Annotated in this window: 24 protein-coding genes; 19 read left to right on the top strand and 5 right to left on the bottom strand. The window is 50.4% G+C overall.

Features of this window, described 5'->3' with window-relative positions; all coding sequences use genetic code 11:
* Positions 1-2: 2 nt before the first annotated feature.
* From J3B89_RS06115 to J3B89_RS06095, 5 genes are all read left to right on the top strand, one after another.
* Positions 3-2,003: a type IV pilus secretin PilQ gene (locus J3B89_RS06115; RefSeq protein WP_252349448.1), complete on the top strand. Its 2,001-nt coding sequence runs from the start codon at positions 3-5 to the stop codon at positions 2,001-2,003.
* A 173-nt stretch (positions 2,004-2,176) separates the two neighbouring features.
* Complete coding sequence (aroK, locus tag J3B89_RS06110; RefSeq protein ID WP_215396631.1) at positions 2,177-2,695, top strand: shikimate kinase AroK; 519 nt, start codon at positions 2,177-2,179, stop codon at positions 2,693-2,695.
* A 24-nt stretch (positions 2,696-2,719) separates the two neighbouring features.
* Positions 2,720-3,790 carry a 3-dehydroquinate synthase gene (aroB, locus tag J3B89_RS06105; RefSeq protein ID WP_215396630.1) on the top strand — a complete coding sequence of 357 codons (1,071 nt, stop codon included), beginning with the start codon at positions 2,720-2,722 and terminating at the stop codon, positions 3,788-3,790.
* Positions 3,777-5,048 (top strand): SPOR domain-containing protein, encoded by a 1,272-nt coding sequence (locus J3B89_RS06100; RefSeq protein WP_215396629.1) that lies wholly within the window; start codon positions 3,777-3,779, stop codon positions 5,046-5,048. The genes aroB and J3B89_RS06100 overlap by 14 nt, the downstream gene beginning before the upstream one ends.
* A 6-nt stretch (positions 5,049-5,054) precedes the next feature.
* Complete coding sequence (locus J3B89_RS06095) at positions 5,055-5,930, top strand: Dam family site-specific DNA-(adenine-N6)-methyltransferase (protein WP_215396628.1); 876 nt, start codon at positions 5,055-5,057, stop codon at positions 5,928-5,930.
* Here J3B89_RS06095 and J3B89_RS21475 read toward each other — a convergent pair.
* On the bottom strand, positions 5,875-6,006 hold the full coding sequence (locus tag J3B89_RS21475) for a DUF2970 domain-containing protein (protein WP_349814203.1): 132 nt from the start codon (positions 6,004-6,006) through the stop codon (positions 5,875-5,877). The two genes, J3B89_RS06095 and J3B89_RS21475, sit on opposite strands and share 56 nt — an antisense overlap.
* A 59-nt stretch (positions 6,007-6,065) precedes the next feature.
* Positions 6,066-6,317 carry a hypothetical protein gene (locus J3B89_RS06085; protein ID WP_215396626.1) on the bottom strand — a complete coding sequence of 84 codons (252 nt, stop codon included), beginning with the start codon at positions 6,315-6,317 and terminating at the stop codon, positions 6,066-6,068.
* Here J3B89_RS06085 and J3B89_RS06080 point away from each other — a divergent pair.
* Positions 6,316-6,465: a hypothetical protein gene (locus J3B89_RS06080; protein WP_215396625.1), complete on the top strand. Its 150-nt coding sequence runs from the start codon at positions 6,316-6,318 to the stop codon at positions 6,463-6,465. The two genes, J3B89_RS06085 and J3B89_RS06080, sit on opposite strands and share 2 nt — an antisense overlap.
* 8 nt (positions 6,466-6,473) lie before the next feature.
* On the opposite strand, the gene J3B89_RS06075 is transcribed toward J3B89_RS06080, so the two are convergent.
* The gene (locus tag J3B89_RS06075) at positions 6,474-7,154 is read right to left on the bottom strand and encodes a TorF family putative porin (RefSeq protein ID WP_215396624.1); all 681 of its coding nucleotides are present in this window, start codon (positions 7,152-7,154) and stop codon (positions 6,474-6,476) included.
* A 233-nt stretch (positions 7,155-7,387) separates the two neighbouring features.
* Here J3B89_RS06075 and rpe point away from each other — a divergent pair, with 233 nt between their 5' ends.
* The 3 genes from rpe to J3B89_RS06060 all read left to right on the top strand — a co-directional run bounded on the left by rpe (position 7,388) and on the right by J3B89_RS06060 (position 10,113).
* Positions 7,388-8,062, top strand: a complete 675-nt coding sequence (gene rpe, locus J3B89_RS06070) for a ribulose-phosphate 3-epimerase (RefSeq protein ID WP_215396623.1) — start codon at positions 7,388-7,390, stop codon at positions 8,060-8,062.
* Between the two features lie 107 nt (positions 8,063-8,169).
* On the top strand, positions 8,170-9,174 hold the full coding sequence (gene trpS, locus J3B89_RS06065) for a tryptophan--tRNA ligase (protein ID WP_215396622.1): 1,005 nt from the start codon (positions 8,170-8,172) through the stop codon (positions 9,172-9,174).
* Between the two features lie 210 nt (positions 9,175-9,384).
* Positions 9,385-10,113 (top strand): FadR/GntR family transcriptional regulator, encoded by a 729-nt coding sequence (locus J3B89_RS06060; protein ID WP_215396621.1) that lies wholly within the window; start codon positions 9,385-9,387, stop codon positions 10,111-10,113.
* 89 nt (positions 10,114-10,202) lie between these two features.
* Here J3B89_RS06060 and araD1 read toward each other — a convergent pair whose 3' ends face one another.
* Positions 10,203-11,201, bottom strand: coding sequence for an AraD1 family protein (araD1, locus tag J3B89_RS06055; protein WP_215396620.1), 999 nt, complete (start codon positions 11,199-11,201; stop codon positions 10,203-10,205).
* Between the two features lie 73 nt (positions 11,202-11,274).
* Positions 11,275-12,210 carry a glycoside hydrolase family 43 protein gene (locus J3B89_RS06050; RefSeq protein ID WP_215396619.1) on the bottom strand — a complete coding sequence of 312 codons (936 nt, stop codon included), beginning with the start codon at positions 12,208-12,210 and terminating at the stop codon, positions 11,275-11,277.
* Between the two features lie 190 nt (positions 12,211-12,400).
* On the opposite strand from J3B89_RS06050, the gene J3B89_RS06045 reads away from it, so the two are divergent.
* The 10 genes from J3B89_RS06045 to J3B89_RS06000 all read left to right on the top strand — a co-directional run bounded on the left by J3B89_RS06045 (position 12,401) and on the right by J3B89_RS06000 (position 24,419).
* Positions 12,401-14,152, top strand: a complete 1,752-nt coding sequence (locus J3B89_RS06045) for an IlvD/Edd family dehydratase (protein WP_215396618.1) — start codon at positions 12,401-12,403, stop codon at positions 14,150-14,152.
* A gap of 44 nt (positions 14,153-14,196) precedes the next feature.
* Positions 14,197-14,979 carry an SDR family NAD(P)-dependent oxidoreductase gene (locus tag J3B89_RS06040; protein WP_215396617.1) on the top strand — a complete coding sequence of 261 codons (783 nt, stop codon included), beginning with the start codon at positions 14,197-14,199 and terminating at the stop codon, positions 14,977-14,979.
* A 31-nt stretch (positions 14,980-15,010) separates the two neighbouring features.
* On the top strand, positions 15,011-16,627 hold the full coding sequence (locus J3B89_RS06035) for an aldehyde dehydrogenase (NADP(+)) (protein ID WP_215396616.1): 1,617 nt from the start codon (positions 15,011-15,013) through the stop codon (positions 16,625-16,627).
* Positions 16,627-17,736 carry an aldose epimerase family protein gene (locus J3B89_RS06030; RefSeq protein ID WP_215396615.1) on the top strand — a complete coding sequence of 370 codons (1,110 nt, stop codon included), beginning with the start codon at positions 16,627-16,629 and terminating at the stop codon, positions 17,734-17,736. The genes J3B89_RS06035 and J3B89_RS06030 overlap by 1 nt, the downstream gene beginning before the upstream one ends.
* A 118-nt stretch (positions 17,737-17,854) precedes the next feature.
* Complete coding sequence (locus J3B89_RS06025; protein ID WP_215396614.1) at positions 17,855-18,814, top strand: ABC transporter substrate-binding protein; 960 nt, start codon at positions 17,855-17,857, stop codon at positions 18,812-18,814.
* A 56-nt stretch (positions 18,815-18,870) separates the two neighbouring features.
* On the top strand, positions 18,871-20,373 hold the full coding sequence (locus J3B89_RS06020; RefSeq protein ID WP_215396613.1) for a sugar ABC transporter ATP-binding protein: 1,503 nt from the start codon (positions 18,871-18,873) through the stop codon (positions 20,371-20,373).
* Positions 20,374-21,450 carry an ABC transporter permease gene (locus tag J3B89_RS06015; RefSeq protein ID WP_215396612.1) on the top strand — a complete coding sequence of 359 codons (1,077 nt, stop codon included), beginning with the start codon at positions 20,374-20,376 and terminating at the stop codon, positions 21,448-21,450.
* Positions 21,447-22,433 carry a galactofuranose ABC transporter, permease protein YjfF gene (gene yjfF / locus J3B89_RS06010; RefSeq protein WP_215396611.1) on the top strand — a complete coding sequence of 329 codons (987 nt, stop codon included), beginning with the start codon at positions 21,447-21,449 and terminating at the stop codon, positions 22,431-22,433. Before J3B89_RS06015 ends, yjfF begins: the two co-directional genes overlap by 4 nt.
* A complete protein-coding gene (locus tag J3B89_RS06005) occupies positions 22,426-23,382 on the top strand; it encodes an SMP-30/gluconolactonase/LRE family protein (protein ID WP_215396610.1) in 957 nt (318 codons plus the stop codon). Before yjfF ends, J3B89_RS06005 begins: the two co-directional genes overlap by 8 nt.
* 65 nt (positions 23,383-23,447) lie before the next feature.
* Entirely contained in the window at positions 23,448-24,419 is a 972-nt protein-coding gene (locus J3B89_RS06000) for a glycoside hydrolase family 43 protein (RefSeq protein ID WP_215396609.1), read from the top strand.
* The last annotated feature ends 70 nt before the right edge of the window (positions 24,420-24,489 follow it).

Raw genomic sequence — 24,489 nt, 5'->3', positions numbered from 1 at the left:
TAATGTTACTGTCGTTACCCGCAGCAGCTGTGCCTCTGTTATATGATGTCAGATACAACCCTTTGCTCACAGGCGAAACAGAAATTGAGTTCATTTTTGATGAAGAGTTGTACGCCGATCCGGGGATCCAGGTATTTAATGAACCTGCCCGTATTGAATTATTTTTTGATAACTCAGATTACGAAGAAAAACTAAATGAAGTGCTGATAGACAAAGCCGGGGTAAAGCGTGTTACTTCTGAGTTTGTCGGCGAAGGGTTTAAAACCGTTATCTATCTGGATTATCTGAAGATTTATCGTACCCGGGTCAGAGGTAACGTTTTTCATATTCATATTTCCGATAACCCTACTTCTGGCAATCTTGGCTCAGTTGCCGATGTCACTCCTACTTATATCAACCGGGTAAACGCAATAGATTTTCGCCGCGGTGATAAAGGCGAAGGCCGGGTGCTGGTATTTTTGCGCGACAACACTGCTGCGGTGGATGTTGCCGAGCGTTTAGGTAAGCTGGAAGTTGAGTTCCATAACACTGATATTCTCGATGAATTATTATACCAGCTGGATGTAGTTGATTTTGGCACTATTGTAAAAGGTATCGAAACCTTTAAAGAGAGTGGCTCTACCCGTTTGGTGGTAGATACCACTGCAGAATTTACCTTTACCTATCAGCAAATCGATAACATTTTTACGCTGAATGTTGAACGTGATACCACTAACCGCAGCATTCTCGGCGGCGGGAAAGAATACAAAGGCCGCGCAATCTCATTGAATTTTCAGGACATTCCTGTACGTACTGTACTGCAAATTATTGCTGATTATAACGGCTTTAACCTGGTAACCAGCGACTCGGTTACCGGCAATATTACCTTGCGTTTAGACGGTACGCCCTGGGATCAGGCACTGGATATCGTGCTTAGGGTTAAAGGTCTGGATAAGCGGATGGAAGGTAATATTCTGATGGTTGCGCCAACAGATGAGCTGGCAGCACGTGAAGCACGGGAGCTTGAGGCCAGACAAACTGTGGCTGATCTGGAGCCGCTGTACTCAGATTTCTTATCAATTAACTATGCTAAAGCGGCGGATTTAGCCGGTTTATTATCGAACAAAGATGCAACCATGCTGTCATCGCGCGGTTCTGTAAATGTTGACGAGCGTACCAATACCATCTTAATTAAAGATACTGCCCGCAATATTGAAAGTGTACGTAAGTTAATAGAGCGGCTGGATATTCCGGTACGCCAGGTACTGATTGAATCGCGCATGGTTACCGTGCGTGATAGTGTGACCGATGAACTGGGTATCCGCTGGGGCTTTAGCGATCAGCAAAGCAGTGGCAGTACTAACCAGGGAACGTCAGGCTCCGCGGGTGGTGCTAACAGTATTGCTAACGGTGTGATCCCATCGCTCGATAATCGTTGGAACGTTAACTTACCTGCCAGTAACCCTGCCGGTAGTATTGCTTTTCATATTGCCCGTCTGGCAGATGGCACCTTACTGGATCTTGAGCTTTCAGCACTTGAACAGGAAAATAAAGGTGAAATTATCGCCAGCCCGCGTATTACTACGGCCAATCAGAAGCAGGCCCGTATTGAACAGGGTGTTGAGATACCCTATGTACAGGCTGCATCCAGTGGGGCAACCACAGTAGAGTTTAAAAAAGCGGTATTAAGTTTAACGGTAACGCCGCAAATTACCCCGGATAATAAGATTATTCTCGATCTGATTATTACCCAGAATACCCGTGGTGAAACGGTGCAAACCCCAACCGGACCGGCAACAGCTATTGATACACAGCAAATACAAACCCAGGTATTAGTCGACAATGGCGAAACCATCGTTTTGGGGGGTATTTATCAGCAGCAAATTCTGTCGACGGTAAATAAGGTACCGTTATTCGGCGACATTCCTTATCTGGGAGTTTTGTTCAGATCAAAGCGTGAAGTTAATGAAAAGAATGAGTTACTAATTTTTGTGACACCGAAAATCATTACAGATGGTCTTTGAACTAACAACATAAGCACTGCTGTAGCTGCGCTGGCGGCAGTGCCGGAGGTTTGAGAATTAGCTTGCCAACAAAAGGCTATTCCTGACATAATTCAGCGCTTCAAATTTTCGTGGGAGCCTTTTGGTCCTTGAATTCAACTTTTCACTGAGTTAGCTGATTAGTAATACTACCTATGGCAGAAAAACGTAATATCTTCCTTGTTGGCCCAATGGGTGCAGGCAAAAGCACAATTGGCCGTCACTTAGCAGACATGCTTCATCTTGAGTTCTACGATTCGGATCAGGAAATCGAGCGCCGCACAGGTGCTGATATTGCCTGGGTATTCGATCTGGAAGGTGAAGAAGGTTTCCGTGTACGTGAAGAAACTGTCATTCAGGATCTGACCGAACTACAGGGCATTGTACTTGCCACTGGCGGTGGTTCAGTACTGAGTAAAGAAACCCGCAACCGCTTGTCTGCACGCGGTATTGTAGTGTATCTTGAGACACCAATTGAAAAACAGGTTGCCCGCACTCAGCGTGATAAACGCAGACCTCTGCTGCAAACTGAAGAGGCACCAAAAGAAGTTCTGGAACGTCTGGCGGCTGAGCGTAATCCGCTTTATGCAGAAATTGCTGACTTCACTGTTCGTACTGACGAGCAAAGCGCTCGTGCTGTAGCGAGTCAGATCATAGACCAACTGGGTTTTTAGCCAATATCTACCAGGGAGCTGCTGATGCAGAAAGTTGAAGTCCAACTTGGCGAACGCAGCTACACCATCTCTATCGCTGATAATTTTCAAGGGTTAGATACCGCTCTGGCAAATTGTCGCCAGGTCGTCATTATATCCAACCCTACCGTGGCATCGCTTTATTTACAGTCGGTGCAGCAATTGTTTACCGGTTGCACAACACTGCATTTCTTACTGCCGGATGGTGAAGCTTACAAAACCTTAAGTTCGTTTGAGCAGGTTATGGGGTTTCTGCTGGAACAGCGTATGTCACGCGATGTACTGCTGGTTGCGTTGGGTGGTGGTGTAATAGGTGACCTTACCGGCTTTGTCGCGGCTTGTTATCAGCGCGGTGTGCCGTTTTTACAAATTCCAACCACCTTGTTATCTCAGGTAGATTCCTCTGTAGGCGGTAAAACGGCAGTAAATCACCCGCTTGGCAAGAATATGATCGGTGCTTTTAAGCAGCCTGCTCAGGTATTAATTAATACCTCAGTGTTATCGACGTTGCCTGCGCGTGAGTTTGCCGCAGGCATGGCAGAAGTGATCAAGTATGCTTTGATAGCAGACGCTGATTTTTTTAGCTGGCTGGAGCAGAACCAACAGCTTATTCAGCAACAGCATGCTGCTACACTGGCCGAGATGATCCGCTACTGTTGCCAGATGAAGGCAGATATTGTCAGCCGCGATGAAACAGAACAAGGCGAAAGAGCTCTGCTTAATTTAGGCCATACTTTTGGCCATGCTATAGAAGCTTATCTGGGCTACGGTGAATGGCTGCATGGCGAAGCTGTAGCTGTCGGCATGGTAATGGCAGCGGAAGTGGCTGTAAGCCGGGGCGATATACTCGCCGCAGATTTATCGCGTATTAAAGCATTATTGTCAGCATTTTCATTGCCGGTTAAACCTCCTGCCGGTATGCATATTCGCGATTTTATGCCTTATATGAAAACAGATAAAAAAGTGAAAAACGGCAGTATGCGTTTTGTGTTACCAACCGCGTTTGGCGCCACAGCTGTGGTAGATAACGTAACCGAAACGGAACTTTTCAGGGTATTTGCTGATGGAAACAACTGAACTACAGGCAAGATTGGCATTATTTGACCACTTGCTGCCGTCACAGCGGGAATGGACAGAAAGATTGCTGTTTCAGCTGGCATTTAACAATATTGATCATATTGAAGCTGTCGGTGCTGTAGGCAGTGGTAAATCAACGCTGGCACTGACACTGGCTGAGCTGTTTTCAGAACAGTATAACGTTGCCCTGCTTAATACGCCGGCGGACGAGGCGCAAGTTGCCAGCCAGTTAATGCAGCAATGGTTTGGCTTGCCGGCGCAGGCGGGGGTGGCATTATCAGAACAAGTTGCGGCTCAGGATGGCGTAACGCCGTTGCTGCTTATTGTTGATAATACTGAACAATTTAGCTCTGTTTTACCACAGCTGCAGAATTTACCCTGTCTGCTATTCAGCTTTTCCACTAAACCCCTGCTGGACAACAGCTTAACGCTTACCATTAGCCCACCCACCTCTGCCGATGCAGAGTACTTGCTGCAGGCAGAGCAGCTTAATCCGTTGGAAATGAGCAACCGCCTGACGGAGGCTAATGGTAACCTGCACTTATTATTACGCCCTGCAGCCGTCAAGCCTGTAGCAGAACCTGAATATACAAAACCGGCTATGCCGCCGTTTAAAGCCGTATATATGGTGATAGCGGCAGTAATGGTAGCTATGTTGCTGTATTTTTTCTGGCCTGAAAGCAAAACAGCTGATACGCCGGTACGTATACCGGTACAGGTACCGGCCGTTACCATTGAACCTGAGGTTAACGCTGAGCCTGAGATTAGTGCTGAGAACGATCCTGTTATAGATGTTACGCCAGAGCCTGAGCTGATCCCTGTTATCCCGCCTCCGGTTGAGTCTTCAGCAGTGGAAGACATTACCACTGAGGTTGTAACAGAGCCGGTAGAACCAGAGCCGGTTGTAAAAGATAGCGCGATAGCGGCGGGAGCTTTCAAATATGACGAAGCGCAACTGCTGGAGATGGACAGGCAGCAGGTAGCATTGCAACTTGCGGTATTGTCCAGTAATGCATCACTGCAACGTTTTAACAAGACTTACCCGCAACTGGATAGCCTGGTTTATCAGCGTAACTGGCAGGGTAAAACGCAATGGGTAATATTACTGGCACCTTTTAGTAATGCTGCTGCAGCTAATCAACAACTGGCACAGCTGCCAGAAGCTTTAAGGGCTGGCGGGCCTTTTGTTAAAAGATTACAGGCCATACAAACAGAAATTAATGCCTTGCAGCGTAATCAGCAAAGTGTGCCGGAATAGCAAGCAATGGTTAAAAGCAGGCAAAAAAGCCGGGCATTTCTTAAGTGGGCGGGTGGGAAATATAATCTGGTAGATGCAATACAACAGCATCTGCCAGACAGTGATACTCTGATAGAACCTTTCGTTGGTGCCGGTTCAGTATTTCTTAATACGGATTACTCAAACTACAAGCTAAATGATATCAACGCAGATTTAATTAACTTATATCAACTGGTTAAGACCCAGCCTGAGCGCTTTATTGCAGATGCAAAAACCTTGTTTACGGTAATGACTAACCAGCGTGATGCGTATCTTCAACTGCGTCAGCAATTCAACCTCAGTGACAACGCCTACGAGCGGGCACAGTTATTTTTGTACCTGAACCGGCATGGTTACAACGGTCTGTGCCGCTACAATTTATCTGGCAAGTTTAATGTACCTTTTGGTAGTTATAAAAAGCCGTATTTCCCTGAAGCTGAATTGTATTTTTTTGCTGAGAAAGCGCAGCGGGCTGAGTTTAGCTGTGCCAGTTATCAGCAACTCATGTTACAGGCGCCAAGTGGCACTGTGGTGTATTGCGATCCGCCTTATGTGCCGCTGAGCAAAACGGCCAGTTTTACCAGCTATGCCACAGAAGGTTTTAATTTAGATGATCAGGCTGAACTGGCTAATTTAGCCGAACAGGCACAACAGCGTGGTGTTACAGTGGTGATTAGTAACCATGATACAACGTTGACACGGAAGATTTATCAGCAGGCGCAACTGCATAGTTTGCAGGTAGGGCGTTCAATTAGCCAAAATGGTGCAACACGCGGTAAGGTTGCAGAGCTGTTTGCGGTATATCAGCCTAAGAAAGTACCCAGGACACTACAAGTAGCAGTGTTACCACAAAAAGCAGGGTGACAATAATTCCCACGACAATGTAAGGCAACGGGCTGGTCGCGCTGAAATCTTGTTGTCGCTGTTGCTCTGACTGCACACCCACTAAAGCACCTAACACAGCTTTAATCACTTGTAGCACAGACGGTTTTTGGTTTATCAAGACTTTTGTACCGGAGCAAACCGGCTTAGAAGTTCAAGTAAATCAACAAAGTGAAACTGAGTCGAGCGGCTTTTTCCGGTAAACCAGCTTAACCAGTTTTGTTGATCAACTTCAGTACAGGGCATAGCTGACTGAGTCAGTTGCTGACAGTGATGATTGGCAACCCAGCCTGGCAGGGCAAGGCTCAGAGCGCCGGCAATAATACCAGCTGAAATTACAACCGCTTTTAACGGGGGGGTAAATTTCATGTTAATTCCATTTGCTCTTGTAAACACACCCGATAATAAAGCATCTGGCTTTTTGATTCAAGCTGATTATTTATTCGCCACTTTATTATCAGCTGAACAATATGATTTAAGCGAGGTGGCTACCGGTGTAATTACACCGGTAGATTAACAGCGGCGTTAAAAGCTTTTTGAAATAGAAAATATTACCCGGCGGTCTGCCAGATATAAGTCATTAATATCCGTATCTACATAGGCCAGACTCAGGCCTGCACCTAACACCTCAGTGCTGATACCCACACTCCAGTCCAGATAGCTGGCACTGCTGTCATCATATTCATTCTGACCGACATGCAGGTCTAAACTGAAATTTTCAGTTAAGGCATAACTGTAGTTAGCGTATATATAATAAAATTTACCACTGTTGGCATAGTAATCATCACTGTATGCCAGGCCAAAGGTTAAATCTTTGTAAGATAAAGAGCCATAAATCTCCCAGAAGTTTGATCCTTCAATTTCTGCATTCGGATAGCCGTAGCGCATAATACCCACATCTGTTGACCAGTCGTCATTGATAGCGCCACTCCAGCCCAGCATTACGTCCAGCTCAAGTGTACCTTCGGCCAGAAAATCGACGTTTGAGCCCCATACCGAGACATAAAAGCCCGATTCAGAGGCCAGCGATAAGCCACCTTGTATAGCCGGAGCTTCTTCGGTTTGTGAAATACCGCGAAAGGCATAGTCTGAGGTGAAAGTAATATCCCCGCTAAGCTCTACTGCACTGGCACTAAAACTGCCGGCCGATAATCCAAGTAACATCATGCTTGTTGCTAACGTCGTCATTTTTGTTGCTGTTTTCATTTTATTCGCCCTTTTCTCTGTTCCCTCATTTTTAAGTTCCAAGATATATGCCATGTAGTTTTATTGTTTTAATTCATGTGGATAAATGATTTTCGTTTTAACTTATGTAACAGCTTGTGCTAAATTGGTGCGTTGCTGCTCATTTTTTGGGCGCTAACGCGCTGCGGCATAGCCGTGCATTTTTATGTCAAATTCAGTAAAGTTCGCCTACTGTGCTTAAACGGAAATCTGCTATGCAACCCTATTTAATTGCGCCTTCTATTTTGTCAGCTGATTTTGCCCGGCTCGGAGACGATGTGACGGCGGTATTAAAGGCTGGTGCCGATGTGGTGCACTTTGATGTAATGGACAATCATTATGTGCCAAACCTGACTATGGGGCCTATGGTGTGTCAGGCGCTGAGAAATTACGGCATTACTGCACCGATAGATGTGCATTTGATGGTTGAGCCGGTAGATAGCCTGGTACCGCAGTTTGCCCAGGCCGGTGCCAGTATTATTACTTTTCATCCTGAGGCATCGCGCCATATCGACCGTACCTTACAGCTAATTAAAAGCCACGGTTGTCAGGCTGGTTTGGTATTTAACCCGGCTACGCCGTTAAGTTACCTGGATTACGTACTGGATAAAGTCGACGTTATTTTACTGATGTCGGTTAACCCGGGCTTTGGCGGGCAGAAATTTATCCCTGCCACCCTGGATAAGCTGGCAGCAGCGCGCAACATTATCGACCACAGCGGCTTACCCATCCGGCTGGAGATTGATGGCGGCGTAAACGCAGACAATATTGCTGACATTGCTGCAGCTGGCGCCGATATGTTTGTCGCCGGTTCGGCAATATTTAATGCAGCGGATTATGCCGAAGTGATTAATAAGATGCGCCAGCAATTGGCAAAAGTGCCGCGCTAAGCGGCTTTTTTACTGTTGCAACGTGCTGATATGGTTATAATGCTGCACTTCAAACCGGTGAATACCGGCCTGTCATTAACAATACAGCTTTTAAAGTGGATACAACTATGAGCAATAAGCCAATTGTGCTAAGTGGTGCACAGCCATCCGGACAACTTACCATCGGTAATTATCTGGGGGCGCTGCGCCAGTGGGACAAAATGCAGGATGACTATGATTGCTTGTACTGTATTGTGGATTTGCATGCTATTACCGTACGGCAAGAACCGGCGGCACTGCGTAGCGCTTCGCTCGACAGCCTGGCGTTGTATCTGGCCTGTGGTATCGATCCAAAGCGCTCTGCGGTGTTTATGCAATCACATGTGCCTGAGCACAGCCAGCTGGCCTGGGTGCTGAACTGCTATACCCAGTTTGGCGAGCTAAGCCGGATGACACAATTTAAAGATAAATCAGAGCGTCATACCCACAATGTCAACGCCGGCTTGTTTACTTATCCGGTACTGATGGCTGCCGATATTTTATTGTATCAGGCCAATCAAATTCCGGTTGGCCATGATCAAAAGCAGCATTTAGAGTTAGCCCGTGACGTTGCTATGCGCTTTAACGCAGTACATGGTGATATTTTTACCGTGCCTGAGCCTTTTATTCCGCCAGTAGCAGCACGGGTAATGAGCTTGCAGGACCCAACGAAGAAGATGTCTAAATCGGATGAAAACCCATGGAACTTCGTGGGTTTGCTTGAAGATCCAAAAATGATCAGCAAAAAGTTTAAAAAGGCGATGACAGATTCAGAAGACCCGCCACGGGTACGCTTTGACCTTGACGCTAAACCGGGCGTAGCCAACTTATTAAGCATTCTAAGCGGTGTAACCGGCAAAACTATCGCCGCATTGGAAGCGGAATACGAAGGTAAAATGTACGGCCATTTAAAAGGCGATGTTGCCGATGCTGTCATTGCTTTATTAGAGCCGGTACAGAAAACCTTTACCGAGCTGCGTGCTGATCAGACTACTTTAACCACTGTTATGCGGGCTGGCGCAGAAAAAGCCCGTTCGCGCGCCGCAGCAACACTGGCGAAAGTAAATGATGCTGTTGGCTTTGTGCTGCCATAACGTTCAGTAGCTGATAACCGTACTTGTTGCAACCTGTCGGACAGCGAACAGCAGCGGGTGGCAGTTGCAGTTAGGCTGCCACCGGCTGGCTAAGTTGATTTAGCTTATGGGTTTTTCTACATTAATAAGATAGGATATATATTATTGTAGTAGTATTGGTGCAGCTAAGCGGCTGCGGCTGATAGCGCAGGTGTGAGCAAGGAGAATTAAATGGCTGCAGGCAGAAATCGTCCGCAAAGTATCCATGGCTGGGTTGCTGAAGAGCTGGGAACCCGTATTGTCAGCGGGGTTTATACACCGGGCGAATATATTCCGAATGAAGCTGCTATTGGTGCAGAGCTGGATGTCTCGCGCACGGCGCTGCGTGAAGCTTTTAAAATTCTTACTGCTAAAGGTTTAATTGAAGCCCGGCCCAAACTGGGTACCCGTGTGCGGCCGCGGCAGTACTGGAATATGTTCGATACCGAAATACTCAGTTGGTGCTTTGAGTCTAAGCCTACACCTAAGTTTTTTGTGTCCTTGTTTGAAGTACGGGAGATTTTTGAACCGGCTGCGGCAGAGCTGGCAGCGAAGAACAGCACTGCTGAACAGATAAAATTGCTGGCCAAAGCTTATAAGGATATGGAAAAAGCTAAGCTGGGCACTGATGAGGTGTTCTCCAGCGATCTGAATTTTCACCTTTGTGTGCTGAATGCGACTAACAATGAATTTATGATTTCGCTGGGTATGACCATTCAAACGGCGTTGATGGGGTTATTCCGGCTAAGCAGTTCAATTGGTGATGAATATACCGAAGCGCTGCCTGCGCACAAAGCCGTATATGAAGCGATAGCTGCAGGTGATGCGCCGGGTGCGAAACAGGCGATGTCGCGTTTGCTCAGCCGGTCAAAAGAAAACCTCGATTACGCCCTGGCCAACTTTACCGGCAGCGGCGCATAAAACCCTAAGCTGTACGCTAAAAATAAGCAGTAAACCAATAGTTGTTAACCAAAATTTGGGCTTACTGCTTTGCCATCCGGGCGCTACAGTTACAGCGCTTTAACCTGCACACTGACATCATTATCAATAGCCAGCGTATTTTGCAGTGGCAGGCCAAATGGTGCCGCGCCAATTTCAAACACATCACCGGCCTGTGTTGCAAAGCCGTCACCAAAGCTTAAGGTGGCGGTACCAAAAAAGTGCACATGGGCGTCACCCGGACGGCAGAACTGCCGGTATTTAAAGTGGTGCGCCTCAAGGTTGGCAATGCTGTGCGACATATTCTGCTCGCCACTGACAAAAGGTTTTTGCCACACCGTTTCGCCATTACGGATAATGCGTGAATGACCGCGGATATCAGCCGGTAACTCGCCTACCAGCAGCTCAGGGCCAAACGAGCATGGCCGTAGTTTGGAGTGCGCCAGATACAGGTAGTTTTGCCGCTCGGTTTTATGATCAGAAAACTCGTTACCAATAGCAAACCCCAGCCGGTGTGGTTGGCCTTGCGGGTCAATAATATACAAGCCGGCAATTTCCGGCTCTTCGCCGCCATCCAGTGCAAAGCCGGGTGACATCAGCGCCGCGCCAGGTGCAACCACGATGCTGCCATCGCCCTTATAAAACCATTCCGGTTGCACACCTTGCTGGCCAGCTGCAGGTTTGCCGCCTTCAACACCCAGTTTGAACATTCTCATGGTATCGGTCAGCTCAGAGTCGGCTTTACCGGAGGTTTGCGCATGCATAGTGGCGCGGGTATCTGCACTGCCTAAATGCGTCAGGCCGGTGCCGCTTACCAGCATGTGGGCGGCATCGTCCGGGTGATCATAGGGCGGCAATATGCGCTGTTGTTGCATAATCTCGCTGTAACTCAACGTTGTATCGCTTTTCAGGGCCAGACTTTGCTGTTGCAGCGACAGTTGGTTGCTCAGCGCCAGCTGCGCCAACTGATAAACCGAACTGACACTGTGCAACGGCGTAACGCTGTCGGCAGAATTAACAATGGCTACAGTGCGCTGCTTGTCTGAGGTATAAAACTGAATAAGACGCATGGTATTCCTCTTATTGCAAAAAGTAGTATAAAAACGCTGGCTGCGGCGTACTAGCCTGCAGTCAGCCAATAACTTATTTCACCGCTTCGGTAATGCCTTCCGATGTCATAATGATACGTTTAATGCTGCCATCTTCGTTGTAGTACAGTGGGTCTATCGCTACCGCGCGGCGGAATTCACCGCCATCCGGTTGCGATGCGCCGGTGTGGTAGATAAAGAACCATTTATCTTTAAATTCGATAATGGCCTGATGGTTAGTCGGTGAATTGCCGGCCACTTCGTTCAGAATGCCGCGATACTGCCAGGGGCCATGAATACTGTTGCTGGTGGCATAGGCAATTTTTTCCGGAAAGCCGGAAGCATAGGACAAATAATAAATATCGCCACGTTTATGCACCCATAAGGCTTCAGTAAAATCGGGCACATCGATGGTGTTAATCGGGCCGTCCAGTTCAATCATATTGTCCTTTAGTTTGGCATAGCGGGCTTTAGTATTACCCCAAAACAGATAAGACTGGCCGTCATCGTCGGTAAACACGGCCGGGTCAATGTCGTCCCAGTCAATGTCGGTGTCGGTAGTCATATCATTGGTAATAAGTGCTTTACCCAACGCATCTTTAAACGGCCCCAGTGGTGTGTCAGATACCGCCACGCCAATCGCAAAACCGTTAATACTGGCGTGGCGCACAGTAACGTACCAGTAAAACTTGCCGTTTTTTTCTATTACATGAGAAGCCCAGGCATCGCCTTTGGCCCATTTAAAGTCTTTGGTGCTAAGCCCTGGCCCATGGCGTTGCCAGTTCAGCATGTCGGTGGAAGAAAATATCAGCCAGTCATGCATAACAAAAAAGCCTTTGTTGTCTGGCGCTTCGTCATGGCCGGTGTACAAGTATACGGTACCGTTATGCACTATCGCAGCCGGGTCGGCGGTACGCACATCCTTAAAAATAGGGTTAGCGCTGGCGGCCAGTGCCCAGCACAAGCCAACTAGCAGTAGTAGTTTTTTCATAAGTCCCCTGTCGGTATTTGTAATTGCCATATTTGAATTATAGTATTACTAATATACTGCTTTGACAGCAGTTTTACCCCATTAGCAAACTGCAGATTTTGCTGCCGGAGAAAAAATCACTTGTAACCGTTCCAAGGTTTTAGTATTAGTAATACAATAATATTAAATTAAGCTATTGCGAGATGCAACCATGGCAGATAACGACGACAAAAAGAGTGACAACAAGACAGTGTTACGATCAGCAAGCTGGTTCGGCACTAATGACAAAAACGGTTTTATGTATCGTAGCTGGATGAAAAATCAGGGTATTCCGGATCACCACTTTCAGGGACGACCTGTTATTGGTGTCTGTAATACCTGGTCAGAATTAACGCCGTGCAATGCACACTTTCGGCAAATTGCCGAGCGGGTAAAAAATGGTATCCGTGAAGCCGGTGGTATTCCGGTTGAGTTTCCGGTGTTTTCTAATGGTGAATCGAACTTACGGCCAACGGCAATGTTAACCCGTAACCTGGCTGCGATGGATACTGAAGAGTCTATCCGCGGTAATCCGATAGACGGCGTGGTGCTGCTGGTGGGCTGTGATAAAACCACACCAGCGTTGCTGATGGGGGCTGCCAGCTGCGATTTACCTACTATCGTGGTTACCGGCGGCCCTATGTTAAATGGTAAACATAAAGGCCAGGATGTCGGCTCCGGCACTTTGGTGTGGCGCATGCACGAAGATTTAAAAGCCGGCAATATTGATATGAACGAGTTTTTAAGTGCTGAAGCTGGTATGTCACGCTCTGCCGGTACCTGTAATACCATGGGTACTGCTTCGACTATGGCCTGTATGGCTGAATCGCTCGGTACCAGCCTGCCACATAATGCGGCTATTCCGGCGGTAGATTCGCGCCGCTATGTGCTGGCGCATCTGTCTGGCATGCGCATTGTTGAAATGGTGCATGAAGACTTGCGGCTGTCAAAAGTGTTAACCAAAGACGCATTTTTAAATGCCATCCGCACCAATGCCGCCATTGGTGGTTCTACTAACGCCGTGATTCATTTAAAAGCCATCGCCGGGCGCATCGGCGTCGATTTAAGCCTGGACGACTGGCAGCATGGCCGCGGTGTGCCAACCATAGTTAATTTGCAGCCATCCGGTAAATATCTGATGGAAGAATTCTATTACGCTGGTGGTTTACCGGCAGTGCATCGCCGGCTGGCGGAGCTGGGCATGCTGACGAAAGACGCGTTGACAGTAAACGGCAAAACCATCTGGGATAACGTCAAAGATGCGCAGTGTCATAACGATGATGTCATTCGCTCGCTGGATAACCCGCTGGTGGCTAACGGCGGCATTTGCATTTTGCGCGGCAATCTGGCACCACGTGGCGCAGTATTAAAGCCTTCTGCTGCCAGCCCGCACCTGATGAAACACCGGGGTAAAGCGGTAGTATTTGAAAACTTCGATCAATACAAAGCGCGGATTAACGATCCTGAGCTGGATATTGACGAAAACAGCGTCATGGTACTGAAAAACTGTGGCCCCAAAGGCTACCCCGGCATGGCAGAAGTGGGCAATATGGGCCTGCCGCCCAAGGTGCTGAAAAAGGGCATTAAAGATATGGTTCGCATATCTGATGCGCGGATGAGCGGCACGGCCTTTGGTACCGTGGTACTGCATGTAACACCCGAAGCGATGGAGCTGGGCCCGTTAGCGGCAGTGCAGGAAGGTGATTATATTCAGCTGGACGCTGAAAACGGCCTGTTGCAACTGGAGGTGTCCGATGCTGAGCTGGCGGCAAGGCTGGAAAAATTAAAATCCACTCAGGTTATTTTGCGCACCGGCGGTTATATGGAAATGTACCGCGAGCGGGTATTGCAGGCTGATGAAGGCTGCGACTTTGACTTTCTGGTGGGCTGTCGTGGCGCTGCGGTACCGGCACATTCACATTAAATAAAACCGCGCCTGTGGCCGCAGGCGCTTAAACAGGGTTAGCTATGACATTAAGCAACAACTATCCCAGCTTGCGGGATAAAACCGTATTTATCTCCGGCGGAGGTTCGGGCATTGGTGCCTGCCTGGTTGAAGCCTTTTATCGTCAGGGTGCCAAAGTGGCGTTTGTCGATATTCTCGAAGCTGAATCCCAGGCATTGGTTAGCCGGTTACAGGCATTGCCAGCTAGCGGGCAGCAATACGGTGCGCTGCGTTTTTATTCGTGTGACTTAACTGATATCGACCGGTTAAAGCAGGTTATCAGCCAGACTGAGCAGGATTTAGGGGCCATTGCCGTACTGATCAACAACGCCGCCAGTGATACCCGCCATCACTTTTTGGACGTAACCGAGGAGTACTGGGATCAGCGCATGCAGATAAACCTGCGGCATCAGTTTTTTGCTATTCAGGCGGTGTATCCGCAAATGAAACAACTGGGTGGTGGTTCAATTATCAACCTTGGCTCAATGAGCTGGTACGAGAGCCAGGGGGGCATGCCAGGCTACACCAGCGCCAAAGCGGCGGTACTGGGGTTAACCCGTGGCTTAGCACGGGATTTAGGCCCGGATAAAATCCGTGTTAATACGCTGACGCCGGGTTGGGTAATGACAGAGCGCCAGTTAACCCACTGGGTTACCGCTGAAACAGCAAAAGACATTGAAAAAAACCAGTGCCTTAAAGACAGCGTGATGCCAGAAGATGTAGCAGCGATGGCGCTGTTTCTGGCCTCTGACGACAGCAAACTGTGCACCGCACAAAATTTTATTGTAGACGGCGGCTGGATTTAACCAGCAGCGCTAACTTAACAGGACACAGATTATGCGTATTACCGGCAAACAACTGATCAACGGCCAATGGCTGGCAGGTGAGGCAGGGCAATATCAGGCCATTAATCCGGCTACCGGCCAGAAAATAGCGCCGCTATTAAGCTATGCCAGCAAGGCGCAGGTGGCGGCGGCTGTAGCAGCCGCAGAAGCTGCGGCGCCGCTGTATGCCAATACCAGCGCGGCACAGCGGGCAGAGTTTTTACAGCGCTGTGCGGAAGAAGTAATGGCGTTGGGTGATGAACTTATTGAACGGGTAATGCAGGAAACCGGCTACCCGCGTGGCCGGGTGGAAGGTGAGCGTGGCCGTATTTGCCATCAGCTGCGCTTGTTTGCCAGCTCGATCCGCACCGGCGATTATCTTGATATCCGCATTGATACAGCGTTACCAGAGCGTCAGCCATTGCCACGGCCTGATATCCGCTTTATGAACCAGCCGCTGGGGCCGGTAGTGGTATTTGGCGCCAGCAATTTTCCACTGGCGTTTTCTGTCGCCGGTGGCGATACCGCTGCAGCGCTGGCAGCAGGTTGCCCGGTGTTGGTAAAAGGCCATAATTCGCACCCCGGCAGCTGTGAGCTGGTAGCACAGGCGCTGGATAATGCGGTAAAAGCCTGTGGGCTACCCGCTGGTGTATTCTCTTTATTAATGGGCTCGGGCCGGGAAATCGGCTCTGATCTGGTGGTTGCCCCGGCCGTGAAAGCCGTGGGTTTTACCGGTTCTCTGGCCGGTGGCATGGCGCTGTTTAAACTGGCGAATAACCGGCCAGAGCCAATACCGTTATTTGCTGAAATGGGCAGTGTTAACCCGGTGGTATTTTTGCCACAGGCGCTGCAGCAGTCAGCGACGGCACTGGCGCAGGGCTATGTGGCCTCGTTAACCCTGGGCAGTGGCCAGTTTTGTGTTAACCCCGGCGTAGCCGTAGCGATAGCCGGGCCAGAGCTGGATAGCTTTATGCAAAGCGCTGGCGAAGCGTTGGCGAAAATTCCGGCTGGCGTAATGTTGAATGATAATATTGCCGACGCCTACGATAAAGGCACTGCGCATCTTGCAGCACAAGCCGGGGTATCTTTAGCGGGCTGTGGTGCCAGTGTCACCGCTGAGCAGGGCTTTTATACCCAGGCCAAATTATTTCAGGTTGATGCCGCGACCTTTCTGGCGAACCCGCATTTACAGGAAGAAGTGTTTGGCCATACCTCGGTGGTGGTGGTCTGTGACGACCAGAAGCAGCTGTTACAGGTAGTTAGCAGCCTTAAAGGCCAGCTTACCGGCACTATTCATTGCACTGAGGCAGAACTGGCGCAGCAAAGCGCACTGGTGCAATTACTGCGCAGTAAAGTGGGCCGGTTGGTGATCAATAACTTCCCTACCGGGGTGGAAGTGTGCGATGCCATGATGCATGGCGGACCTTTCCCGGCAGCAACCGATGCCCGTTTTACCTCGGTAGGTACAGCGTCAATTGCCCGTTTTATCCGGCCAATATGTTTCCAAAACTACCCACAGGCACTGTTACCGCAAGAGCTGCAGGATAGCAACCCGCTGCAAATCTCACGGCTGGTCAATGGTGTACGCACCACGGCTGCGGTAGAAGCCGCGTTGGCGGGCGCCGGATAATGGCAGCGCTAATGTCAGTCAGTAGCCGCAGCCTGGTGCATCCTGCCCTGGCACAACCGGTACAGCTGATCACGCTGGATAATGGCAATGGCTTAACAGCTACGCTGTCGACGCTGGGTGCCGGCATCTGGTCGGTTACCCAGCTTGATGAAAGCGGTACAGCGGCCGAACTGGTGCTGAACTATCAGGACCCGGCGCAGTGGGCCACTAACCGGTATTATTTTGGCGTCAGCATCGGCCGGGTTGCTAACCGCATTGCGAATGCGGCGTTTGAGCTTGATGGCAAGCAGGTCAAGCTTGCCGCCAACGAGGGCCGTAACCAGTTACACGGCGGGCCACAGGGGCTGGGTAGCCGCTTTTGGCAATACCGCACTGAGCAACAGGCCGACAGTGTGGCGGTGATCTTCAGCTGCCAAAGTGCCGATGGCGATCAGGGCTATCCAGGTAATGTGGCGCTGGAAGTTTGCTACCGGCTTAACCGCGATAACGAGCTTAGCATCGACTATTACGCCACTACCGATAAGCTTACGCCGCTATCGTTAACTAACCATTGTTACTGGAATCTGGCCGCTAAACCCGGTGCTGATGTGCTGGCGCATACGTTATGGCTTAACGCCGGCCATACCTTAGAGGTTAATCAGCAGTTAGTGCCTAACGGTAACTTGCTGGCGGTGGCCGGTACAGCCTTTGATTTTCAGCAGGCCAAAACCATAGGCCGCGATATCAGACAACTGGCCAATGGGTATGATCACTTTTTTGTACTGAACGATTTTGCGCAAAGCCATGTTGTGCCGAGCCATGTTGTGCAGAGCAATGCCGGTAAACAGCAACCGCAACTGGCGGCGGTGCTGTCTGATCCGAGCTCAGGCAGGGTGATGGAAATACTGACCACCGAGGCCGGTATGCAGTTTTACAGCGGTAATTTTCTCGATGGCAGTCTTAATGGCGCCGATGGTGTGCCACTTACTAAATTTGCCGGGCTATGTCTGGAAACGCACGATTACCCTAACGCCGTAAATCTGCCGCAGTTTCCATCGGTTTTAATTTCACCGGCGCAGCCTTACCGGCAGCGCACTATTTATTGTTTTTATACAAAGAGGTCTGGCTAAACAGCTACTGGCGAAAGCAACGGGGCACAGACCCCGCGTCGCAACGCGATGCACTGCATAAAGAGGCATCGCATAACAAATAATAGCGCCGGGGCAACCCGGCCAACGGGGGCAAGATATGAACATTAAACGTCTTTTAGGCGCCACAGCTATGTTGGCGCTGTCTTCTTCACTGGCACTATCTTCTTTGGCAAGGGCTACTACTATTGGCTTTTCGCAGGTCGGCTCAGAAAGCGGCTGGCGCAGTAGTTTCAGCGAGTCAGTAAAACGCGAAGCTGCTGCACGCAATATTGATTTGAAATTTGCTGATGCGCAGCAAAAACAGGAAAACCAGATCCGGGCAGTACGCGGTTTTATTGCCCAGCGCGTGGATGCCATTATTATTGCGCCGGTGGTCGAAACCGGCTGGGCACCGGTACTGCGTGAAGCCAAACGTGCCCGTATTCCGGTAGTCATTGTCGATCGCAATGTTCAGGTTAATGACGACTCATTATATTTAACCCGCATTGCCTCAGACTTTACCGAGGAAGGCCGCAAAATTGCTAACTGGCTGATGCAAAAAACCGATGGTAAATGCAACATAGTTGAATTGCAGGGCACCGTGGGTGCCACCGCTGCAATCGACCGCGCTAAAGGCTTTAACGAGGTATTGTCTGCTTACCCCAACGCCAAAATTATCCGCAGCCAAACCGCTGAATTTACCCGCAGTAAAGGCAAAGAAGTGATGGAAAGCTTTCTTAAAGCCGAGCAGGGCGGCCGGAACATCTGTGCTTTGTGGGCTCACAACGATGAAATGGCTCTGGGGGCTATTCAGGCAATTAAAGAAGCCGGCTTAAAACCGGGCCAGGATATTCTGGTCGTGGCGGTAGACGGCGTGCCGGATTACTTCAAAGCCATGGCTGACGGTGAAGCCAATGCCACCGTAGAGCTTGATCCGCACCTGGGCGGCCCGGCTTTCGATGTAATAGCCGCCTACCTGCGGGGAGATAAAGACATCTCTAAATACATTAATAACACCGGCGAGCTATTCAGCCAGGATACTGCAGCAGCCGAATACCAAAAGCGGACTAATAAATAACTGACTGCCGGCAGGCCGGTTAATGCCGGCGCTGTCGCTATGTACAGGAGCCATTTATGACTACGCCATCTCTGGTATTAGAGCTGAAACAGGTCTGCAAGCATTTTCCCGGTGTTAAGGCGCTGCAAAATGTTGATTTACGTTTATTTGCCGGTGAAGTACACGCGCTGCTCGGCGAAAACGGTGCCGGTAAATCGACGCTGATAAAAGTAATGACCGGTGCTTTAGCCAAAAGCAGCGGTGACATTTACTTTAACGGCCAGCAGTGCCACTTTGCCAGCCCGGCGGCAGCACAACGCGCGGGGATCAGTACGGTATATCAGGAAGTTAATTTATTGCCCAACCTTAGCGTGGCACAAAACCTGTTTTTGGGCCACGAGCCACGCCGCTTCGGTTTAATTCAGCATAAAAAAATGCAACAGCAGGCACAGCAGTTATTGCTGCGTTTTAAGCTTAATATCGATGTTACCGCGCCATTAGCGCAATATTCTGTTGCCGTGCAGCAGCTGATCGCCATTGCCCGCGGCGTGGCAATGTCAGCCAAAGTGCTGGTGCTGGACGAACCGACTGCCAGCCTCGATAGCAGTGAAGTGCAGATGCTGTTCGATGTGATGCGTCAGCTGCGTGAGCAGGGCGTGGCGATAGTGTTTATTACCCACTTTCTTGAGCAGGTGTATCAAATCAGTGATCGCATTACTGTGCTGCGCAATGGCAGTAAAGTTGGCGAGTATCTGACAGCAGACTTACCGCGTTCGCAGCTGATTGAAGCCATGCTTGGTAAAGAATTGCAACAGCTGACCCAACAGCAGGCTGCAACAGCCGTGGCAAAACAGGCTGAACCCTTGCTGGTACTGCAGCAGATTTCGGTAAAAGGTTCGCTAAGTGATATTTCGCTTACGGTGGCCAAAGGCCAGGCCGTGGGGCTGGCAGGTTTGCTCGGCTCTGGCCGCACAGAAGTGTGCCGCGCGGTGTATGGTGTAGATGTGTTAAGCGGCGGTGAAATACAGTTTGGCGGTAAAACGCTGATATTGCAGCAGCCTGCTGATGCAATAAAAGCCGGTATTGCATTGTGCCCGGAAGAGCGCAAAACCGAGGGCATTATCGGCCCGTTGTCTATCCGGGAAAATATTATGCTGGCGCTGCAGGCACGCCGTGGCTGGTGGCGCTATTTGCCGGTTAAACAACAGCAGCAACTGGCAGCGTTTTACATCGACAAGCTGCAAATTGCCACGCCGGATGCCGACAAACCTATTGAGCAGCTGAGCGGCGGCAACCAGCAAAAGGTGATCCTGGCGCGCTGGTTGGCCATTAATCCGCAATTACTTATTCTGGACGAACCCACCCGCGGCATTGATATCGGCGCCCATGCCGAAATTGTATTACTGATCAAAAGCCTGTGTCAGCAAGGTATGTCGCTGCTGGTCACCTCGTCTGAGCTTGAAGAGCTGGTTGCTTTTGCCGGTAAAGTGGTGGTGTTGCGTGACCGGCAAAAAGTAACGGAATTAAGCGGCGATAACATGACAGCCCAGCATATTATGCAGGCAATTGCAGAGGGATAAATGAAACAGACTCAACCTTGCGCCGACAGCTTACAACAGGCCCGGCTGGCACGTTACAGCCCCGGCAGTACAAAGGCATCCGCGCGCTATCTGTGGCCACTGGCAGCGTTAATCCTGTTACTGGCGGCTAACCTGCTGCTGGATGCCAGCTTTTTTCAGCTGAGTTTCCAGGATGGCCGTTTGTATGGCTCGTTAATTGATATTTTAAACCGCAGTGCGCCGGTAGCATTGCTGGCAATAGGGATGAGCCTGGTAATTGCTACCGGCGGTATAGATTTGTCGGTCGGGGCCGTGATGGCTATCGCAGGTAGCATATGCGCGAACTTATTACTGCAGGCCGACTTGCCGTTGGTACTGGTAATTACAGCCGGGCTGGCCACCGGTATTGCTGCCGGGCTGATTAATGGCACTCTGGTCAGTTATCTGAGAATTCAGCCGATTGTGGCAACCTTATTGCTGATGGTGGCGGGGCGCGGCGTGGCCCAGCTAATTAATCAGGGCCAGATTGTCACTTTTTTGCGGCCCGATTTTGCCTGGCTTGGCAGCGGCAGCTGGCTGGGGGTACCGGTGCCGGTATGGCTGGTAATAGCGATGTTTGGCTTAAGCCAGTTGTTACTGCGGCGCACCGCGCTGGGCCTGTTTATTGAGGCGGTAGGTTGTAATGCTACCGCCAGCCGTTATTTAGGGATCAACGATAAAGCGATAAAGCTGTTTGTTTATGCCTTTGCCGGCTTTTGCGCGGCGCTGGCCGGTATGATCAGTGCTGCCGATATTCAGGGCTCTGACGCCAACAACGCCGGTTTATGGCTGGAGCTGGATGCAATTTTAGCCGTGGTAATTGGTGGCGCAGCGCTCAGCGGCGGACGTTTCTCATTGTTGCTGTCGGTGATTGGCGTGCTGATTATTCAAAGTTTAAGCACCACTATTATTGTCAGCGGTTTGCCAGCCAAATTTAACTTACTGATTAAAGCCCTGGTGGTGCTGCTGGTGCTGTTGTTGCAGTCAGATAAGTTTCGCCGCCAGCTAAGCAGCTGGTTACCCAAGTTGCGAAAGTGGCGTAAAGGAGGCCAGGCATGATGTCGCTACGCTACTTACCTTTATGGATCACCGCAGCATTACTGTGCCTGCTGTTTGGCATAGGTGGCTGGCAATTTGACGGCTTTGCCTCGCTGGCGGTGGTGAGCAATTTGTTTAGTGACAACGCCTTTTTACTGATTGTCGCGCTGGGTATGACGCTGGTGATTATCTCCGGCGGCATTGATTTATCGGTCGGTGCAGTGATTGCGCTCAGTGGCGTGGCAGCCGGTTTGCTGATTAGCCAGTACCAGTGGCACCCGCTGCTGGCCTTTGCGCTTATTGTGCCGGCTGCGGCATTGTTTGGCGCGCTAATGGGGGTGTTGATCCACGTGTACAAACTGCAGCCGTTTATTGTCACCCTGGCAGGGATGTTTCTGGCACGTGGTCTGGCAACTACACTCAGTGAAGAATCTATAGCTATTGACCACAGCTTTTACGATGCCGTCGCCGAATTTGGTATTGCGCTGCCCGGTGGCGGCTGGATCGGCAGCTCCACGCTGATCTTTATGGTGGTGCTGGTGCTGGTAATTATGCTGATGCACTACAGCCGTTTTGGTGCCTGTGTTTATGCCATTGGCGGTAACAGCCAGTCGGCACAGCTGATGGGCGTGCCGGTGGCAAGTACGACTATTGCTATCTACGCGCTGAGCAGTGTGCTGGCGGCGTTGGCTGGCATAGTGTTTACCTTTTATACCTTCTCCGGCTATGCCCTGGCTGGTGTTGGCATGGAGCTGGATGCGATTGCCGCGGTGGTAATTGGCGGCACCTTACTGACCGGCGGTAGCGGCTTTGTTATCGGTACCGTGCTGGGGGTGCTGCTGATGGGCGTGATCCAGACTTATATTATTTTTGACGGCAGCTTAAGCAGCTGGTGGACCAAAATTGTTATCGGCTTGCTGTTGTTCGGCTTTATTGTGCTGCAAAAAGTACTCAGCCGGCGTACTGCATTAACAGCAGCGGCAGGGAGTACTGCTCATGGCTAACAGCGAAAACCTGCAACTATTAGCCAGTATCAGCGTAAAAAACCGCCTGGGCGAAGGTATTTTCTGGCATGCTGCCAGCAGTAGCGTGTGGTGGACTGATATTCACGGTAAAGCGTTATTTCAACTGCGCTGGCCTGAGCAAACCCTGCGCCAGTGGCCACTGCCCGAGCGTATCAGCTGCTTTACGTTGTTAAATGCGGCTGATCCGATGGCAAGCCGCTACCCCTTGCTGGTGACCTTTGCCAGCGGCTTTGCACTGTATAACCCCGATAGCGGCGCTACCTTGTGGCTGGCAAAACCGCAGCAGCAATTAAGCGGCAACCGCTTTAACGATGGCCGGGTCGACCGGCAGGGCCGGTTCTGGGCCGGCACTATGGTAGAACAATCAACAGAAGATACCGCTGCCAGCGGCAGCCTGTACCGGCTAGACCAACACGGTTGTCAACAAATACTGAGCGGCCTGCGTATTCCTAATGCGCTATGCTGGAACCGCGACAGCAGAGTGATGTACCACGCTGATTCACCACTGCAGCAAATTAACCGCTACCGGTTTGATGCGGCCAGCGGTGATATTGGCAGGGCTGAGCGGTTTGCGACAGTGCCGCAAGGCAGCGAGCCGGATGGCGCCATTATTGATGCTGATGATCACCTGCTATGTGCCTTATGGGGCGGCAGTGCACTGGCCCGCTATGCAGCCGATGGCAGCCTGGCGGCGCTGTATTCCTTACCGGTATCACAACCTACTTGTGTAGCGCTCGGTGGCGACAAGCTGGATATTTTATTTGTGACTACTGCGACAGAGGGATTAAGCGCTGAGCAGCTTAGCCAGCAACCACAGGCAGGGAATTTACTGGTTTATCAGTACCCGCACCAGGGCCTGACCGAGCCACAACTGGCGGTAATGCCGTGGCAGCAATTGGCAAAGCGCTATCACGGAGGTGCTGAATGAGGGTTTTACCATGGTTAGTAGTAATCGCAGGCATGGCGGGGCTAAACGGCTGCCAGCCTGTTAACATGACAACTGGCAACTTAACAGCAACACAGCCTGTGGCAGTAAATAACGCGGTTTCTGCGGCTTTTATTCCGCGCCGGGCTGATCCCTGGGTGTATAAAGCCGACAACGGTTATTACTTTACCGCTTCGGTGCCGGAGTTTGACCGGATAGAGCTGCGGTTTAGCCCCGATATCGCCGGCCTGGCCAACGCGCAGGCGAAAACCGTATGGCGCAAAAAAGCCAGTGGGCCGATGAGCGCCAATATCTGGGCGCCAGAGCTACACCGGATAGATGGCGTCTGGTATTTATATGTTGCTGCCGGCGAGGCTGAACGGCCATTTCAGATCCGGATGTATGTGCTGGCCAATAGCGCCGCCGATCCCATGCAGGGGCAGTGGCAAGAGCTGGGCCAGATGCAAAGCGCGTTGGACAGTTTTTCCCTGGATGCCACCGTATTTAGCCATCGCGGCCAGCATTATATGGTGTGGGCGCAGCAGGATGCCGCGCGCAGCTATAACAGTGCGTTAGTGCTGGCAAAAATGGCCACGCCAACCCGGCTGGAGGCGCCTGAAGTAATTATCAGCCAGCCGGAATTCAGTTGGGAGCAGCAGGGCTATAAAGTCAATGAAGGTGCCGCGGTACTGATCCGCCATGGCAAAATCTTTATCGCGTATTCAGCCAGTGCGACTGATCACCGCTATGCCATGGGGCTGTTGTGGGCCGATGAAAATGCCAATTTGCTTGACCCGCAAAGCTGGCATAAAGCGCCTGAGCCGGTATTTCAGACCCGGCCGGAATTTAACCGCTATGGCCCCGGCCATAACAGCTTTGTGGTTGGTGATAACGGTGAAGATCTGATGTTTTACCATGCCCGCGACACTTTGCAACTGCAAGGCTCGCCGCTAACCGACGGTAACCGCCATACCCGCTGGCGGCAAATACACTGGTCAGCCGCTGGCTTACCGTTATTTAACGATCATCTACCGGATTAATTCGCTGTAAGTAGTAACACAATAGCCGCGCTGTAATCGCGGTTTAAGCGGAGTTTTTCGCTTAAATTTA

This window comes from Rheinheimera oceanensis (genome assembly GCF_018831085.1).
Classification (GTDB): Bacteria; Pseudomonadota; Gammaproteobacteria; order Enterobacterales; family Alteromonadaceae; genus Alishewanella; species Alishewanella oceanensis.
The sequence above is the reverse complement of the archived record's forward strand: the minus strand, read 5'-3'. Positions and strand labels throughout refer to the sequence as shown.